General features: G+C 62.4%; 18 protein-coding genes. 11 read left to right on the forward strand and 7 right to left on the reverse strand.

Translation table 11 applies throughout. From position 1 onward, the window contains the following. Positions 1-14: 14 nt before the first annotated feature. The 7 genes from PO860_RS02580 (at position 15) to PO860_RS02610 (ending at position 6,297) form a co-directional block, all read left to right on the forward strand. On the forward strand, positions 15-1,913 hold the full coding sequence (locus PO860_RS02580) for a potassium transporter Kup (RefSeq protein ID WP_183605863.1): 1,899 nt from the start codon (positions 15-17) through the stop codon (positions 1,911-1,913). A gap of 281 nt (positions 1,914-2,194) precedes the next feature. Beyond that, positions 2,195-3,388: a cell wall hydrolase gene (locus tag PO860_RS02585; protein ID WP_275038083.1), complete on the forward strand. Its 1,194-nt coding sequence runs from the start codon at positions 2,195-2,197 to the stop codon at positions 3,386-3,388. A gap of 271 nt (positions 3,389-3,659) precedes the next feature. Beyond that, positions 3,660-3,992, forward strand: a complete 333-nt coding sequence (locus tag PO860_RS02590) for an AtpZ/AtpI family protein (RefSeq protein WP_183605865.1) — start codon at positions 3,660-3,662, stop codon at positions 3,990-3,992. Positions 3,993-4,054: 62 nt separating this feature from the next. Next, complete coding sequence (locus PO860_RS02595; protein ID WP_183605866.1) at positions 4,055-4,807, forward strand: F0F1 ATP synthase subunit A; 753 nt, start codon at positions 4,055-4,057, stop codon at positions 4,805-4,807. Positions 4,808-4,873: 66 nt separating this feature from the next. Beyond that, positions 4,874-5,101 carry a F0F1 ATP synthase subunit C gene (locus PO860_RS02600; RefSeq protein WP_003545854.1) on the forward strand — a complete coding sequence of 76 codons (228 nt, stop codon included), beginning with the start codon at positions 4,874-4,876 and terminating at the stop codon, positions 5,099-5,101. 77 nt (positions 5,102-5,178) lie between these two features. After that, positions 5,179-5,802: a F0F1 ATP synthase subunit B gene (locus tag PO860_RS02605; RefSeq protein ID WP_183605867.1), complete on the forward strand. Its 624-nt coding sequence runs from the start codon at positions 5,179-5,181 to the stop codon at positions 5,800-5,802. A gap of 3 nt (positions 5,803-5,805) precedes the next feature. Then, positions 5,806-6,297, forward strand: a complete 492-nt coding sequence (locus PO860_RS02610) for a F0F1 ATP synthase subunit B (RefSeq protein ID WP_183605868.1) — start codon at positions 5,806-5,808, stop codon at positions 6,295-6,297. A gap of 400 nt (positions 6,298-6,697) precedes the next feature. Here the strand turns inward: PO860_RS02610 and rnhB are convergent, their stop codons facing one another. Together rnhB and PO860_RS02620 are read right to left on the reverse strand one after the other, a co-directional pair. Next, positions 6,698-7,384, reverse strand: coding sequence for a ribonuclease HII (gene rnhB, locus PO860_RS02615; RefSeq protein ID WP_183605869.1), 687 nt, complete (start codon positions 7,382-7,384; stop codon positions 6,698-6,700). Positions 7,385-7,604: 220 nt separating this feature from the next. Further along, positions 7,605-8,762 (reverse strand): PA0069 family radical SAM protein, encoded by a 1,158-nt coding sequence (locus PO860_RS02620; RefSeq protein ID WP_275038084.1) that lies wholly within the window; start codon positions 8,760-8,762, stop codon positions 7,605-7,607. Between the two features lie 139 nt (positions 8,763-8,901). Here PO860_RS02620 and PO860_RS02625 point away from each other — a divergent pair, with 139 nt between their 5' ends. Both PO860_RS02625 and PO860_RS02630 read left to right on the forward strand, forming a co-directional pair. Next, a complete protein-coding gene (locus tag PO860_RS02625; RefSeq protein WP_183605871.1) occupies positions 8,902-9,420 on the forward strand; it encodes a glycosyltransferase family protein in 519 nt (172 codons plus the stop codon). A 187-nt stretch (positions 9,421-9,607) separates the two neighbouring features. Beyond that, the gene (locus tag PO860_RS02630; RefSeq protein WP_183605872.1) at positions 9,608-9,943 is read left to right on the forward strand and encodes a hypothetical protein; all 336 of its coding nucleotides are present in this window, start codon (positions 9,608-9,610) and stop codon (positions 9,941-9,943) included. 6 nt (positions 9,944-9,949) lie between these two features. Here PO860_RS02630 and moaB read toward each other — a convergent pair whose 3' ends face one another. The 4 genes from moaB to PO860_RS02650 form a co-directional block, all read right to left on the reverse strand. Then, a complete protein-coding gene (moaB, locus tag PO860_RS02635) occupies positions 9,950-10,501 on the reverse strand; it encodes a molybdenum cofactor biosynthesis protein B (RefSeq protein ID WP_275038085.1) in 552 nt (183 codons plus the stop codon). Next, on the reverse strand, positions 10,501-11,397 hold the full coding sequence (locus tag PO860_RS02640; RefSeq protein WP_273883446.1) for a 4-(cytidine 5'-diphospho)-2-C-methyl-D-erythritol kinase: 897 nt from the start codon (positions 11,395-11,397) through the stop codon (positions 10,501-10,503). Before PO860_RS02640 ends, moaB begins: the two co-directional genes overlap by 1 nt. Positions 11,398-11,409: 12 nt before the next feature. After that, entirely contained in the window at positions 11,410-13,242 is a 1,833-nt protein-coding gene (locus PO860_RS02645) for a tetratricopeptide repeat protein (protein ID WP_183605875.1), read from the reverse strand. A gap of 134 nt (positions 13,243-13,376) precedes the next feature. Further along, positions 13,377-14,393 (reverse strand): polyprenyl synthetase family protein, encoded by a 1,017-nt coding sequence (locus tag PO860_RS02650; RefSeq protein WP_275038086.1) that lies wholly within the window; start codon positions 14,391-14,393, stop codon positions 13,377-13,379. Positions 14,394-14,501: 108 nt separating this feature from the next. On the opposite strand from PO860_RS02650, the gene PO860_RS02655 reads away from it, so the two are divergent. Both PO860_RS02655 and PO860_RS02660 read left to right on the forward strand, forming a co-directional pair. After that, entirely contained in the window at positions 14,502-14,729 is a 228-nt protein-coding gene (locus PO860_RS02655; protein ID WP_003569978.1) for a putative signal transducing protein, read from the forward strand. Positions 14,730-14,736: 7 nt separating this feature from the next. After that, positions 14,737-15,513 (forward strand): tRNA1(Val) (adenine(37)-N6)-methyltransferase, encoded by a 777-nt coding sequence (locus PO860_RS02660; protein ID WP_275038087.1) that lies wholly within the window; start codon positions 14,737-14,739, stop codon positions 15,511-15,513. Here PO860_RS02660 and PO860_RS02665 read toward each other — a convergent pair. After that, on the reverse strand, positions 15,510-16,850 hold the full coding sequence (locus tag PO860_RS02665) for an Nramp family divalent metal transporter (RefSeq protein ID WP_272783032.1): 1,341 nt from the start codon (positions 16,848-16,850) through the stop codon (positions 15,510-15,512). The two genes, PO860_RS02660 and PO860_RS02665, sit on opposite strands and share 4 nt — an antisense overlap. Positions 16,851-16,890: the final 40 nt, after the last annotated feature.

A 16,890-nucleotide genomic window follows, 5' to 3' on the forward strand; every position in this document is an offset into this window, starting at 1 on the left:
CCTGTTGCAACTTCATGTCCGAAGAGAGCCATCCGAACGAATCCCAGATGACGCCGAAAAAGCTGTTTTATCTCACGCTGGGTTCCATCGGCGTCGTCTACGGCGATATCGGCACCAGCCCACTCTATGCTTTTCGCGAGGCGCTGAAGCCTGTCGCCCATGACGGCGTCACCCGTTTCGAGGTCATCAGCCTGATCTCGTTGATGATCTGGGCGCTGACGATCATCGTCACCATCAAATATGTGCTCTTCCTGCTGCGCGCCGACAACGAAGGGGAGGGCGGCACGCTGTCGCTGCTCGCCCTGTTGATGAAGACCGCCAACGGCCACACCGCCTTGCTGATGCTGCTCGGCCTGATGGGGGCTGCCCTCTTTCTCGGCGACGCGATGATCACGCCGGCGCTGTCGGTGCTGTCGGCGGTCGAGGGCCTGAAGCTCGTCACGCCAAGCCTCTCGGAATATATCGTGCCGATCTCGGTGGTGATCCTGGCGCTGCTCTTCGTCGTGCAATCGCGCGGCACCGGCGCCGTCGCGCGGTTCTTCGGTCCGATCACCGCCGTCTGGTTCCTCGTCATGGCCGCCGCCGGCATTTCCCATATCTCGGACGATTACGGCATCCTTGCCGCCTTCAATCCCTATTATGCCGTCAGCTTCCTGCTGCATGAGGGCTTTTACGGCGTCGTCGTGCTCGGCGCCGTCTTCCTGACGGTGACGGGCGCCGAGGCGCTCTATGCCGATCTCGGCCATTTCGGCCGCCGCCCGATCCAGTGGGCCTGGTTCCTGCTGGTCTTCCCGGCGCTGACGCTGAACTATCTCGGGCAGGGCGCGCTTGTGCTCGGCAATCCGGCGACGATGTCCGATCCCTTCTATCTGATGTATCCGAAATGGGCGCTGCTGCCGGTCGTCATCCTGGCGACCGCGGCGACGATCATCGCCAGCCAGGCGGTCATCACGGGCGCTTTTTCGATGGTGCGCCAGGGCATCAACCTCGGCTTCCTGCCGCGCATGGAAATCCTCTTCACCTCGGAAACCAATACCGGGCAGATCTTCGTGCCTTCGGTCAATGCCGTGCTGTTCATCGGCGTCATCTTCCTGGTCCTGAGTTTCAAGACGTCGGACGCGCTGGCCACCGCCTATGGCATCTCCGTCACCGGCGCCATGGTCGTCACCTCGATCATGGCCTTCGAATTCGTTCGTGCCCGCTGGAACTGGTCGCTGCCGGTTGCGGTGATGGCGCTTGCGCCGCTGGTCGTGCTCGAATTGATCTTCCTCGGCGCCAACCTTTTGAAGATCCACGACGGCGGTTATATCCCGATCCTGATCGCCACCGCCTTCACCGTCATCATGTGGACCTGGCGCCGCGGCACCGCGATCCTCATGGAAAAGACCCGCCACACCGATATCCCGCTCCCCTCCTTCGTCAGTTCGATCGAGCGCAAGAGCGAACATTCGCCGGCCCAGGTTCCCGGCACCGCGATCTTCCTGACCAGCGATCCGGAATCGGCCCCCGCCGCGCTTCTCCACAATCTCAAGCACAACCATGTGCTCCACGACCGCAATGTCATCCTGACGATCCGCACCGTCAACAAGCCGCGCGTCCCCAGCCAGGACCGCTACAAGGTCGAGCAGATTTCCGAACGCTTCTCCCGCGTCGAACTGCTGTTCGGTTTCATGGAATCGCAGAACGTCTCGCAAGCCCTGGCGACGCTGCGCAAGACGGGACTGAAGTTCGACATCATGTCGACCTCCTTCTATCTCGGTCGCCGCAAGCTGGTGCCGGACGCCAAGTCGGGCATGCCCTACTGGCAGGACCGGCTCTACATCGCGCTCGCCAACGCCGCCGCCAACCCGTCGGATTACTTCCGCCTGCCGGCCAACCGCGTGGTGGAACTGGGCTCGCACGTTATTATTTGATGGGTGGCAGAGACCCCGCCCCAAACCCCTCCCCCACAAGGGGAGGGGCTTAACCTGTCGCACCCGGTTTCCATATCTGCGATGTTTCGAGTGGGACGAGGCGCGCGCTCCGGTTAGTCCTCCCCGGGTGTGCGGAGGGGTTGGGGGAGGGACCTTTTAAGACACATTAGAACATCCAAAAGTTCTCACAGTCACATTCCGGCACGGCCCGTTAACCGGACGTCAAGGTTAATGCGGGATTTATAGGGGCATGTTCCCGCGTCCTATGCCCGGAGTTCGTGTTGCGTCGAAAGAGCTCTTCCCGTAGCAAGCTGCGTCTTCTTCCCGAGAACTGGGTGTCGCCGGTTATCTTCGGTCTCGCCGGCTGGCTGATTTTCCCGAGCGTCGCATCCCATGCCGATCTCGCCGCCATGCTCGCCGGTCTCGACCGGGAAGGACAGAACTGGCGCATGGTGCTGACCAATTCGCCGGCCGGCTCCATCCACCAGGCCGAGCTCGCTTTCGCCGAGCCGATGGTGACCGGTTCGATCTCCGCCGGCGCCGGCATGGTGCTGCCCGATGGCCGTAAGGTCGCCTTTACCGCCAAGGACAAGGGCACTAACAAGGATAGGGGCCACGAGGACACGCCCGACGAGGATCGCGTCAACCGCTCCACCAAAAAAGGCCGCGTCGTCGCCGTCGAGAAGATGCAGCCGCCGAAGGACTTTTCCGCCGGCTCGATCCTCGAGCGCACCAAGATGCTCTTCACCCCGAGCTTCGATCTCAAGGACAGGTCGGCTTTCGTCAAGCCGAAGATCCAGGGCAAGGAAATCGAGATCGCCACGTCTTTCTATAAGAAGCAGCCTGTGGTGACCGATAGGGGCGTGCCGGCATTGCTCGCAAGCCTGGTCACCAGCAACAAGGCCGATGTGCTCGCCACCGCCTATGGGCCGGCCGCACCCGACTATTCCCGCCAGTCACCCTTCGATTCGATCCTGACCGAACAGGACAGCGGCCGCTTCGTTCCGGAGATCGGCCCGCGCGACCATGCCTGGGCCGCAAGCATATTGGCGCCAAGCGTCTTTTCCGCCCGCGAACAGCAGTGCCTTGCCTCCGGCATCTATTTCGAGGCGCGGGGGGAATCGGTGAAGGGCCAGGCGGCCGTCGCCCAGGTCATCCTCAATCGCGTCCGCAACCCTGCCTATCCCAAGACGATCTGCGGCGTCGTCTACCAGAACGAGGATTGGCGCAACCGCTGCCAGTTCTCCTTCGCCTGCGACAGCATCAAGGACAGGGTGAATTCGGAATATCATTGGCGGATGGCCCGCGACGTGGCGATGGCGGTGACGGCAGGCAAGATCTGGCTGCCACAGGTGGGCTCGGCGACTCACTATCACGCCGTCTATGTCAGGCCGAAATGGGCAAAGACCATGGAAAAGGTCGGCCGCATCGGTCTTCACGTCTTCTATCGCACCTACGGCGGGGGCTGGAGCTGAGATAAATCGCCGGGGCAAGCAGATTTGCCGGGCTTAAAAGCGGATTCTTTCCATCGAATTTAAGCAATCGACCCAAAATCGGTTTATCTCTTTGATTCGACGGAATTATTTTCTGGCTGGACAGAAGCTGTCTACGCCTTGACTATACCAATCCCTAAAACTATGTTGCGCGCGACTTCAGAACGGGCCGGAAGGGTTTCAACCCTCGTGTCCGGGGTCCGAATGACCGGGGTAGCGGGAGTGCGGGCGACGGGCAGGCGAGGAGAGATCCATGGCGGACGACCGCGAGGAAAGTCTTGAGAAGCGCCGTGCGCAACTGGAAGCGGAACTCGCGACCAAGCGCGTCGAGGCAAAAGTGGACGAGGCAAGCGAAGCTCGTGCCGAGGTAAGCCGTAAAGGTTATGCTCAGGCGATGAAGCTTTCCAGCGAGTTCATTGCTGCGATCCTCGTCGGTGCCTTCCTTGGCTATGTCCTCGACCGTTTTGTTGGCACGGCGCCTTGGGGTTTGATTGTTCTTCTGCTTCTCGGATTCTGTGCCGGCGTTCTGAACGTGCTGCGTTCTGCGGGGGTGGTGGCTCATCCGCTCGACGACGACAAGAAATAAGGGCCGGTCCCGGTCCAGTGCAATGACCCCGCGTCCTGCGGGCCAAAGAGAGAGAACAAGCGGTGTCTAACGATCCGACTCATCAGTTCCTGATCCAGAAGATTGTGCCGATCGAAATCGGCGGAATTGATTTTTCGTTCACCAATGCATCGCTCTTCATGGCCGCTTCGGCTGCCGTAGCCGTTGGCTTCCTCTATTTCTCGACCTCGAACCGCGCCATCGTGCCGGGCCGTTCTCAGTCGGTCGCGGAAATGTCCTATGAATTCATCGCCAACATGCTGAAGGAAGGCGCGGGCAAGCAGGGAATGAAATTCTTCCCGCTGGTCTTCTCGCTCTTCATGTTCGTGCTGACGGCGAACCTGCTCGGCATGTTTCCGTATTTCTTCACGGTCACCAGCCAGATCATCGTCACCTTCGCGCTGGCGATCCTCGTCATCGGCACGGTTCTCGTCTACGGTTTCTACAAGCACGGCTTTCACTTCCTGAATGTCTTCGTGCCCTCGGGCGTGCCGGGCATTCTGTTGCCGCTGGTCGTCACGATCGAAATCATTTCGTTCCTGTCCCGTCCGATTTCGCTGTCGGTTCGTCTTTTCGCCAACATGCTTGCCGGCCATATCACGCTGAAGGTGTTCGCAGGCTTCGTCGCCTCGCTTGGAGCCCTTGGTGCTGTCGGTGTCGGCGGAGCCGTTCTTCCTCTCATCATGACGGTCGCCCTGACCGGTCTCGAGTTCCTCGTCGCCTTCCTCCAGGCTTACGTCTTTGCGGTGCTGACTTGCATGTACCTCAACGACGCGATCCATCCGGGCGGGCACTAAGGATAACGACAACGACGTCAAAGGGCGTCAGTCATTCGCCGCAACAACCATTCAAAGGAGTTCAACATGGAAGCGGAAGCAGCAAAGTACATCGGTGCAGGCCTGGCTTGCTTTGGTATGGCCGGTACGGCTCTCGGCCTCGGCAATATTTTCGGCAGCTACCTCTCCGGCGCACTGCGCAATCCGTCTGCCGCTGACAGCCAGTTCGGCCGTCTGGTATTCGGCTTCGCCGTTACGGAAGCTCTGGGCATCTTCTCGCTGCTCGTCGCTCTCCTCCTCCTTTTCGCCGTCTGATATCGGCGAATAGATGGATCACGGCCTGCGACCGCAAGCCGTGATCCTTTGCATTTGCAGTCCACCTGGAGGTGAGCATGTTTTTTGTGACCCCGGCTTACGCTGAGGAAGCACCGGCGGCAGCGACGGGTACGGATGCGCATGCCGCTCCGGCCGCAGGCGAGGTCCATACCGAGACTGGTGTTGCCGAAGGCGAACACGCCCGTGGCCCTTTCCCGCCTTTCGATTCGACGACCTACGCATCCCAGCTGCTCTGGCTGGTGATCACGTTCGGCGTCTTCTACCTCCTCATGCAAAAGGTCATCGCGCCGCGCATCGGGGCCATTCTCGATCAGCGTCATACGCGCATCTCCCAGGATCTGGAAGAAGCAGGCCGCCTGAAGGCGGAAGCCGACGCGGCTGTCCAGACCTATGAAGGTGAACTGGCCGCTGCCCGCGCCAAATCCAACGCGATCGGCTCTGCCGCACGCGATGCCGCCAAGGCCAAGGCCGAAGAGGATCGCCGCACTGTCGAGGCGAGCCTGTCGGAAAAGATCAAGGCTGCCGAACTCCGCATCGGCGAGATCAAGGCCAAGGCCTTCGCCGACGTCGGCACCATTGCCGAGGAAACCGCGGCTGCCGTGGTCGATCAGCTGATCGGCGGCACGGTCGCCAAGGCCGATGTCGCCGCTGCCGTCGCAGCTGCCAAGAAGGAGGGTTGATCGATGGAATTTCACCTTGACGCAACTTTCTTCGCCTTTGTCGGCCTCGTCCTCTTCCTGGCGCTGGTCGTCTACCTGAAGGTTCCGGGCATGATGGCACGGTCGCTCGACGACCGCGCCGACCAGATCCGCAACGAACTGGCCGAAGCCAAGCGTCTGCGCGAGGAGGCCCAGCACCTGCTCGCCGAATACCAGCGCAAGCGCAAGGAAGCGGAAGCCGAAGCGGCTCACATCGTTGCCGCCGCCGAGCGCGAAGCCGAAATGCTGACCACTGAGGCGAAGAAGAAGACGGAAGAATTCGTCGCCAACCGCACGGCGCTTTCCGAGCAGAAGATCAAGCAGGCCGAGGCCGAGGCGATGAAGGCGGTGCGTTCCGCCGCCGTCGATCTTGCAATCGCGGCCGCCGAAACGGTGCTCGCCAAGCAGGCCGATGCCAAGGTCCAGTCCGAGCTCTTCGGCAATGCCGTCGGCCAGGTCAAGACACGGCTCAACTGAGCTGTTTTCGAAAAGATTGAGAGCGAAGGCCGGGCATGTCCCGGCCTTTCTTTGTTGATAAGGCCTGTTTTTGCTCGGTCTCTTGCGGAGCAAGGTCGGTGTTCCTCATCCACCGTCCGCCCCTCACAGGCTGCCGCCACCGTCTCCCCGTAAACGGGGCGAAGGGACCAAGCCGAGACGTCTCCGTTCCGCGCCGCCTCTCTCATGGCGCGTCCCCTTTTCCCTTCAGGACGGAGAGGGCAACACCTGCAAGACCGAGCTGGAAATGGAGAGGGCGGAGGGGGACGGAAAGGCTTCGGCATGTCCCCTTCGCCCCGTTTACGGGGAGAAGGTGCCGGCAGGCGGATGAGGGGCTGTTCGGCAGTCTGACGGAGGGATATACCGGCCTTTTCTTGACGACCTAGGAGATCAGCTCATCCATCTCCGGACCGTCCTCGACCTTGCGCAACGGCCTAAAACTCATCCGATGCAGGGAGCAGGGGCCGTGTTTCTCGATGCCGGCGCGGTGCTGTGCCGTGCCGTAGCCCACATGCGCGGCAAAGCCGTAATCCGGAAATACATGATGCGCCCGCGCCATCATCCGGTCGCGTGTCACCTTGGCGACGATCGAGGCGGCGGCGATCGAAACCGAGCGGGCATCGCCCTTGACCACGGCCTGTCCGGGGCAATCGAGGCCGGGCGGCACGTCGAGGCCGTCGGTCAGCACGTAGCTTGCCGGAATGGCGAGGCTGCAGATGGCGCGGCGCATGGCGTCGAGGCTTGCCTTGCGAATATCCGTCTCGTCGATGCGCGTCGAGCTGGAGGAGGCGATGGAGACGGTGGCGGTTGCCAGGATCTGCACGAACAATTCCTCCCGCCGTTGCGCCGAAAGCTGCTTGGAATCGTTCAGACCCTCGGGGATGCGCTTGGGATCGAGGATGACGGCAGCGGCGACGACGGGTCCTGCCAGCGGCCCGCGGCCCGCCTCATCGGCGCCGGCGACCGGCCAGTGGCCGGCCTTGCGGGCTTTGAGCTCGAGCTTGAAATCCGGCACGAGCGGAGCCGTGTCGAACAGCAGGGGAGAATCGGGTGGCGTGCGAGGTTTCATGCGGCTGAACCTCGCACGCCAACCCGATTTCCCGCAAGTCCCCGGATCAGGGCGGCGGCCGGGGACCGGTCCGGCGGATGGCGGCGGTCAAGGCCATCCGCGGGAATTGCGCTCGGGGCTCGAAAACAGGGCGGTTTTTCTGAGCAGCCGATGCGCAAGCTCGAAGCAATTCCAGGAAAAGTGTGAAGCGGTCTTGCTGGAATTGCGTAAAAACAAAAGGTCAAAGAAACGACAGCTGCACGCCGCTGCCATCGGGCGGAATAAACAAATCGTCGCGCAGCGGCACGCTGCGTCGCGTCAGGCCGAAACGCCGCGCGGCCATCTCAAAGCGCCTTGCGATCTGCCAGGCATAGGGACCGGCGCCCTTCATGCGCTTGCCGAATTCGGCATCATAATCCTTGCCGCCCCGCATCGAGCGCACCAGCGACATCACATGCCGGTAACGATCGGGATAATGCTGCAGCAGCCAGTCGCGAAACAGCGGGCTGACCTCGAGCGGCAGCCTCAGGATGACGTAGCTCGCCTCGGCAGCGCCAGCAGCCTTGGCCGATTCGAGGATGCGCTCCAGCTCATGATCGTTCAGCGCCGGAATGAGCGGGGCGGCCATCACGGCCGTCTGGATGCCGGCTTCGGCAAGCGTGTGGATTGTCTCCAGCCGCCGCGGCGGCGTGGCGGCACGCGGCTCCATCGTCCGGGCAAGCTTGCGATCGAGCGTGGTCACCGAGATGCCGACGCGCACCAGGTTCTTGGCTGCCATCTCCTGCAGAATGTCGAGATCGCGCAGGATCATCGCCGACTTGGTGACGATCGACACCGGATGGTTCGCCTTGTTCAAGACCTCGAGAATGCCGCGCATGATGCGCCACTCCTTCTCGATCGGCTGATAAGGGTCGGTATTGGTGCCGATGGCGATCACCCGCACCTTGTAGCCGGGCTTGGCGAGTTCTCGCTCCAGCAACTTTGCCGCATCCGGCTTGGCAAACAGCTTCGTCTCGAAATCGAGCCCGGCGGACAGTCCCATATAGGCATGCGTCGGCCGGGCGAAACAATAGATGCAGCCATGCTCGCAGCCGCGATAGGGATTGATCGAGCGGTCGAAGGAAATATCAGGCGATTCGTTGCGGGTGATGGCCGTGCGCGGTTTCTCGATCTGCACCTCCGTCTTGAACGGCGGCAGCTCTTCCCAGGTCTGCCATCCGTCGTCGAAGCTCTCCCGCTGCAGTGCCTCGAACCGCCCTGTCGGGTTCAATCCCGCCCCACGGCCGCGCCGCCGATCGACCTCGACTCTCAAACCGGAGGAAACGATCAATGCATCGGCAATATCTGCCGTATTGGCAGGCGCGAATGCGGCCTGCCCTGCCAGGGACTGCTCTCTCATCGGATTCTCCCGCGGCGGAAAGCCATTGCTCCCGCCCGTTTTGATGATTAAATTCCTATCGGTAAAAGCAGAACAATGCAAGAACAAAATGCGGAAAACGGTGCTGGCAAAAATTTGTGCGGCGCATTATGAATAGTCGATGTTGACGGTTGTTCTCGAATGCCATGATCAGGAATCTGAGCTGGCGCAGACTTTATCGGTACTGGTGGCAGGCGCGGTGGAAGGGCTTGTCAGCGATGTGATCGTGCTCGATCACGGCTCGCGCGACGGTACCTCACGAGTGGCCGACGCTGCCGGCTGCCGCTTCCATTCACAATGGGATATCAAGGACATCGTCCGCTCCGCCCGCGGCGAATGGCTGCTCTTCGTCGAGCCGGGCGCCAGACCGCAGGCCGGCTGGATCGATGAGATCGCCGAGTATGTGGCGCTGAACAAGCTGCCGGCGCGCTTTACCGCGTCGAGGGGCTATCGGCGCCCGTTCTTCCAGCGTGTCGGCCGCACCGTACCCCCGCTGGAGCTTGGTTTCCTCGTGCCGAAAAAGCTGGCGCTCGCCACCGCCAAAAGCGGGATGGCTCTTACGGAATTCGTCAAAGGCCAGAAGCCGCGCAAGCTGGCGAGCGAACTCATTCCCTCCTGGGTCGCCCGCGCCGCACGGTAGGTGCCGCGATACTCTCCATGGCTCTCGCAAAAGATGGCGCCCAATAGGATTTCGCGCTATAATTCAAATATGGCGCCGTCGAAGCGCCGCGCTTCGCAACGGAATGGCCATGGAATGCCGGTGAACGGCAGAACAGGTCCGCGAAAATCTCCTCTTCTGCCGGGTTCCCGGCGAAAGGAGGTGCGTCATGACACGCGGTATGATCTACGGCGTACGCGGTATGATCTACGGCCTGCTGGCCGTCATATTGCCGGCTTTGGTGATCGCGCATCCGCATTCGGCAGCATCGCAGACGATGCTCAGTTGCGCAGGCCGATCCGAGGTTATCAAGTTCCTCGACAGGAACTTCGCTGAAAAGCTCACGGCTGTCGGACTGGTCAACCAGAACGCCGTCCTCGAGGTCTACGCCGCCGAAAGCGGAACCTGGACACTCGTCGTCACGGATGTTCACGGCATAAGCTGCATCCTGCTGTCGGGTGACAGCTGGGAAACAATGCCGGCTCTGCCGGGCCTTGCCACATAGCGAATTCTATTTGGTCGCGCCGCGTTGCAGATGCTCGTCCAGACGCGGCATGATCTCGACGAAATTGCAGGGCACGCTGCGATAGTCGAGTTGTCCTTTCAGAATGCCGTCCCAGGCATCCCGGCAGGCGCCGGGCGATCCCGGCAGTGCAAAGATGAAGGTGGAATTGGCAACCCCTGCCGTCGCGCGCGACTGGATCGTCGCCGTGCCGATCTTCTCGTAGGAGATGCGGTGGAAGACGGCGGAAAAGCCGTCCATGCGCTTTTCGAACAACGGCTCCACGGCCTCCGGCGTCACGTCGCGGCCGGTAAAGCCGGTACCACCAGTGGTGATGACGACGTCGATGTCTTTGCTCTCCGTCCAGGCCTTCACCCGTGCGGCGATTTTCTCGCGATCATCGGGCACGATCGCCCGGTCGACCAGCCTGTGGCCGGCCTCGGTGATTCGCGCCGCCAGCGTGTCGCCTGATTTGTCCGTCTCCGGGGTGCGCGTATCCGAGACGGTGAGAATCGCGATGCCGACGGCGATGAAGGGCCGCTTTTCGTCCAGACCTGCCATCACCTGCCTCCCGAAACCGTTTCCGTCGCCTGGAAATACCAGTCCGGCTGCTCGCCGTGAAGAGCTGCCACCGCCTCCTGCGCTGCGGCCATAGTAGCAAAGATCCCGAAACAAGTGGCGCCGGAGCCGGACATGCGGGTGAGCAGGGCGCCGCGGGCTTGCAACATTGCCGAGATCGCCGAAATCTCGGGCACGAGTTCGCGTGCCGGCGGCTCCAGGTCGTTGCGGGCGATGCCGATCGCCGCGAGCCAGTCGGCAGTCCCAGCAAGATTTGAAGCCAGGTTCAGCGCCGGATTGTTCTTCGCGGCCAGCCGCCGGAAAACCTCCGGCGTCGAGACGCCTTTCAGTGGATTGGCGAGCACCATGGCAAAGGCGGGCAGAGCCGGCACGGCTTCGATCTTTTCACCGATGCCGCGGGCAATCAGCGGCCGGCTCTCAAGGCACATCGGCACATCGGCGCCGAGCCTCAGCGAGAGGTTGGCAAGCGCTGAAGCCGGCAAGCTCATGCCCCAGAGCCGCATCAGGCCGCGCAGCGTCGCGGCCGCATCGGCCGAACCGCCGCCGATGCCGGAGGCGATCGGCAGGTTCTTTTGCAGGTGGATATGGACCGGGAAGGCGAGGGCGCCGACCGCTTCGCGCAGCAGATCGCGCGCCCGCAGCACCAGGTTGGTGCCGCCATCGCCGGCAAGCGTTTCGCCGAAGCGGCCCGACAGGGTGAAGGTGTCGGCCTGCGAAGGCAGGAAGCCCAGCCGGTCGCCGCAATCGGCGAAGGTCACCAGCATGTCGAGCAGATGATAGCCATCTGCCCGCTGGCCCGTCACATGCAGGGCGAGGTTGATCTTCGCGCGCGCCTCTTCGGTGACGCCGAAAGCCTCGGCCAGGCCCTCTTCAGGCATATTTTCGGCCCGTCAGGATTTCTTGTCGACCGGCGGCGGGGTGACCGGTGCCGGGTCCGGCTGCTTCTTGTCGGCCGCCTTGGCATCGTCGCTGACAGGAGGCAGGCCGTTGGCGACCTTGTCCTTGATCTTCGGAATTTCGGTGGCTTCAGGCTCGGAGCTGAGCGCCCGGTTCCACTGATAGACGGCCTCGAGCTTGCGGCCGACGCGCCAATAGGCATCGCCGAGATGGTCGTTGATCGTCGCATCGCCGGCCTTGATCTGGGCGGCCCGCTCCAATTCGTCGACGGCATCGTCGAAGCGGTTGAGGCGGAAATAGGCCCAGCCGAGCGAATCGATGATGTAGCCGTCGTCGGGGCGAAGATCGACGGCCTTCTTGATCATGCTGAGGCCTTCGTCGAGGTTCCGGTTCATGTCGATCCAGGAATAGCCGAGATAGTTCAGCACCTGCGGCTGGTCGGGGTTGAGCTCCAACGCCTTGCGGAAGTTCGGTTCGGCCTGGTCCCACTTCTTCAGCCGCTCATAGGCGATGCCGCGCTGGAAGAAGACGCTCCAATTGGCGCGGCCGGGAATGGGGCCGATCGCTTCGACCGCCTTGTCGTAATTGGCGGCCATCGCCTCGTAGTCCTTGGCGTCGGAGAGCACGCTGCCATAGGCCAGGTAGCTGCGGATGTCCTTCGGGTCGGAGGCGATCAGCGCCTGCAGATGCTTGCGTGCCTCGTCCACCTTGCCGCCCTGGGCAAGGGCAAGGCCGAGCTGCAGCTCGGAGATGCGCCGCATCGGCGAATTTTCCGGCACCTGCTTGTAGAGCGCGATGGCGCGGTCCATCTGGTTCTGCTTCTCGGCGATGCCGCCGAGCAGCACCAGCGTATCGGCGCTGTTCGGATCGAGCGCATTGGCCGTCTGCAGGTACAGCGAGACGATGTCCTCGGCGCCGTCGCGGTTCAGCGCGCCGCCGACCGAAAACAGCACGCCGGCAGCGCCTTCTTCGGCGGTCTTGACCTGCTGTTCCTGCTTCTGGTCCTTTTCGATGCTGTCGCGCAGCGCGTTCAGCGGCGCATAGTTCGGCAGCAGATTGTCGCCGACGGACACGGCGTCGAGCGCCTTCTGCTTGTTGCCCTGCTGGGCTTCGAGGCGGGCAAGCGCCATCACCGCGCGCATGAAAGTGTCGGGCGCCGTCGCACCGCCCTCCTTGTCGAGCACGGCATCGTTCAGATGCTTTCGGGCGGATTTCACGTCGCCGGTGGCGATGGCGATGGCGCCGGCATTGTAATTCTGGAAGATGCGGAACCAGTCCGGTCCCTTCATCTTCTCGACCATGGTGAGTGCTTCCTTGCCGCGGCCGGCGCCTACGCGGGCCCATGCGAGCAGCAGGTCGTTCATCATCCGGTCGAGATCGTTCGGCCCGTTATATTTGAGGATGGCCTCGGCGGTCTTGTAATCGTCACGGCGCACGGCATCCATGCCGCGCACGATCGTGGTGATGCGCTCGACGGAAGGATCGCCCTTCAGGTCGTTGGCATATTTGACGCCCTCCTTGATGTCGCCGTTGAGCAGCAGCGAGATCATCAGCCGCTGGCGAATCTCCGGATTGCCGGGCTCGATCTGCAGCGCCTTCTTGTAGAGTTCGATCGCCGTTGGGTAATCATGATCGACATCGGCCGTGCGCGCCGCGAGGAAGGCGCCGGAGAAGGAGGTGACGCTGTCGGCATCGAAGCTGTCGGTCTTGCCGGCATCGCCCGTCTTGGCCGCATCCTCGGCGTTCACGCCGGCGACGCCGCCGAGCGAAAGAACAGCCACTAGCGCTGCGCTCGTAAGAAGACGGATGGCGAATCTCTGCCGCATTAGGGAAACCTTTCTTCGAGAGCGTCCCGGCGATGATGCCGGTCGCAAAATCAGTTGTGATCACTGATTCATAACAGGATGGCTTTTTTGAAGCGGCGCCGCAAGAAAATCAGCCTGCGATCAAGGACGTTTGATCAGTTGACGCGCTCGATGCAGAAATCGATCACTTCCATCAGGGCGGATTTCCAGGCCGTATCGGGAAGCGGCGCAAGCGCGTCGCGGGCGATCGTGCCGTAATGGATCGCCCGGCCGATCGTGTCGCTAAGCGTCCCATATTTGGTGATCAGCCCCAGCGCTTTTTCCAGGTTGGCGTCGGTGCTGTTGCCGGCTTCGATCGCATCGCGCCAGAAGGCGCGCTCGTCCTCGGTGCCGCGGCGATAGGCGAGAATAACCGGCAGGGTGATCTTGCCCTCGCGGAAATCGTCGCCGACATTCTTGCCGAGGTCGGCCGCCTTGCCGCCATAGTCGAGCGCGTCGTCGACCAGCTGGAAGGCGAGCCCGAGATTCATGCCGTAGGACTTCAGCGCGTTGCGGCCGGATTTGCCGGCCTCTGCGACAATCGGCCCGACTTCGGCGGCGGCGGCAAAAAGCGCCGCCGTCTTGGCGCGGATGACGGCGAGATAATCGTCCTCCGTCGTCTCCATGTTCTTGGCGACGGAAAGCTGCAGCACTTCGCCTTCGGCGATCACGCAGGCGGCCGAGGACAGCACGTCGAGAGCATCGAGCGAGCCGACTTCGACCATCATGCGGAAGGCCTGGCCGAGCAGGAAGTCGCCGACCAGCACGCTTGCTTGGTTGCCCCAGATCATCCGCGCTGTCGATTTGCCGCGGCGCAGGTCGCTTTCGTCGACGACGTCGTCATGCAGCAGCGTTGCGGTGTGCATGAATTCGACCGAGGTCGCGAGTTTGACGTGATTTTCGCCTCTGTAGTCGAACAGCGAGGCGGCGGCCAGCGTCAGCATCGGCCGCAGCCGCTTGCCGCCTGACGAAATCAGATGGTTCGCCACCTCAGGGATCATCTGCACGTCGGAGCCGGCCTTGGACAGAATGAGCTGGTTTACTCGCTCCATATCAACCCTGGTGAGATCGACCAATGGCTTGATGGATGCCAGTTTGTTTTTGCTTTCTTCAAGCGGTATGACCACGCCCAACGACCCGGACTCCTGTTCATTCATTGCACCTGACAATAGAAAGGGGCGATGCAGGCGGCAAGGGGTGAATTGTCGCGCTGAACGAAATTGGAAGGAAAACGACGGCAAATGCATGAGCTTATCCGCGCCAACGACCCCGTTCTGCTCTCCTTTGCCGAAAGCTTGATGAAGGATGCGGGAATTCACTGCTTCATTGCCGACCAGGGCATGAGCGTGCTGGAAGGCTCGCTCGGCATGCTGCCGCGCCGCCTGCTGGTGGATGAGGAGATGGCCGATCAGGCGCGCCGCATCCTCATCGATGCCGGTCTCGGCGGCGAACTGCGCGACAGGACGTGAGCCTGCGATGACCGGGAAACCCACTGACACCGTCGATGCCTTCCATCGCGGCGCCTTCCATTTGGTGCAGCCAAAGGGCCGGGGCCATCGTTCCGGCATGGATGCGATGCTGCTCGCCGCTCTCGTCGCCGACGACCGCCCGGTCAGAGTTGCCGATCTCGGCGCCGGCGCCGGTGCTGCCGGCCTCGCCGTCGCCTCGCGCCTTGCCGACGCGGAGGTGGTGCTGTTCGAGCGCTCGGCCGAGATGGCCGATTATGCCCGCCGCAGCATCCTGTTGCCTGAGAATGCCCATGTCGCGAGCCGCGTCAGCGTCGTCGAGGCCGATGTAACGCTGACCGCCAAGGCGCGCAACGATGCCGGTCTCATCGATGAGAGTTTCCATCACGTCATCATGAACCCGCCCTTCAACGACGCCGGCGATCGGCGCACGCCGGATGCGCTAAAGGCCGAAGCCCATGCGATGACCGATGGCCTGTTCGAAAGCTGGATCCGCACGGCGGGCGCCATCATGGTCCCGGGCGGGCAGTTGTCGCTGATCGCCAGGCCCCAGTCGATCGCCGAGATCATCGATGCCTGCGGCCGGCGCTTCGGCGGCATCGAAATCACCGCCATCCATCCGCGTCCGGGTGAAAATGCCGTGCGCATTCTGGTGACTGGTATCAAGGGGTCGCGGGCGCGGCTGTCGCTGCGGGCGGCCCTCATCATGCACGAAGAGGGGAGCCACAAGTTCTCCCCTCTCGTCGATGATTTCAACAATGGCCGGGCGGCTTACCGTAGGATTTAGCCGGTGACGAAGTCGAAGAGCAGCTTGACGTTCAGCCCGGCGATGACGACCGCGATCAGATAAGCGATGCCGCTCAGCCAGCGTGGCGCCACGAGTTCGCCCATCTTGGCCTTGCTGGCGGTGAACATCACAAGCGGGAAGACCGCGAAGGAAAGCTGCAGGCTGAGCACCACCTGCGTGAGGATCAACAGCTCGGCCGTGCCCTTGTCGCCATACCAGATGGTGACGATCGCCGCCGGCACGATGGCGATGGCGCGGGTGATCAGCCGGCGTACCCACGGCTTCAGCCGGATCTTCAGGAAGCCTTCCATGACGATCTGGCCGGCAAGCGTTGCCGTCACCGTTGAATTGAGGCCGCAGCAGAGAAGCGCGATGCCGAACAGCGTCGGCGCGATGGCAAGGCCGAGCAGCGGCGACAGCAGCGAATAGGCATCGCCGAGCTCAACGACATCGGTCTTCCCATGCGCATTGAAGGCAGCCGCCGCCAGGATCAGGATCGAGGCGTTGATCAGCAGCGCAAAGCACAGCGCCACTGTCGAGTCGATCGTCGCAAAGGTCAGCGCCTCCTTCTTCTCCGGAATGGTGTGGCCATAGGCCCGCGTCTGCACGATGCCGGAATGGAGGTAGAGATTGTGCGGCATCACGGTGGCGCCGAGAATGCCGAGCGCCAGATAGAGCATCTCCGGATTGGTGACGATCTCGGTGGTCGGGAAGAAGCCGGTGAGGACGGCGCCCCATTGCGGATCGGCAAGCAGGATCTGCACGCCGAAGCAGATCGCGATGACGCCGAGCAGCGCGATGATGAAGGCCTCCACCCAGCGGAAACCGAGCTTCTGCAGGAAGAGGATGACGAAGACGTCGAGCGCGGTGATCAGCACGCCGAGTTCGAGCGGGATGCCCATCAACAGGTTGAGGCCGATCGCCGTGCCGATCACCTCGGCGATGTCGGTGGCGATGATGGCGATCTCGGCAAAGGCCCAGAGCGGCACCGAGACATATTTCGGAAAGGCGTCGCGGCAGGCCTGTGCGAGGTCGCGGCCCGATGCGATCGCCAGGCGTGCGCAGAGCGATTGCAGCACGATCGCCATCAGGTTGGAAAGCAGGGCGACGGTCAGCAGCGCATAGCCGAATTTCGAGCCGCCGGCGAGCGAGGTCGCCCAGTTGCCGGGGTCCATATAGCCGACGGCGACCATGTAGCCCGGCCCGGCGAAGGCTGCCGCCCGCCGCCATGCCGAGCTGTGACGTCCCGTTCCGACGGTGCGGTAGACATCCGATAGCGATGCCTCGCCGCGTTCGTGCCGCCAGCCGCGGTTTGCATTCGGGTTTAAGGCGTCCATGCGATTTCCACCTGTTTATCTCGCGTGCACTATGACGGAT

It is taken from the genome of Rhizobium binxianense, from assembly GCF_028994275.1.
Taxonomy (GTDB): Bacteria; Pseudomonadota; Alphaproteobacteria; order Rhizobiales; family Rhizobiaceae; genus Rhizobium; species Rhizobium binxianense.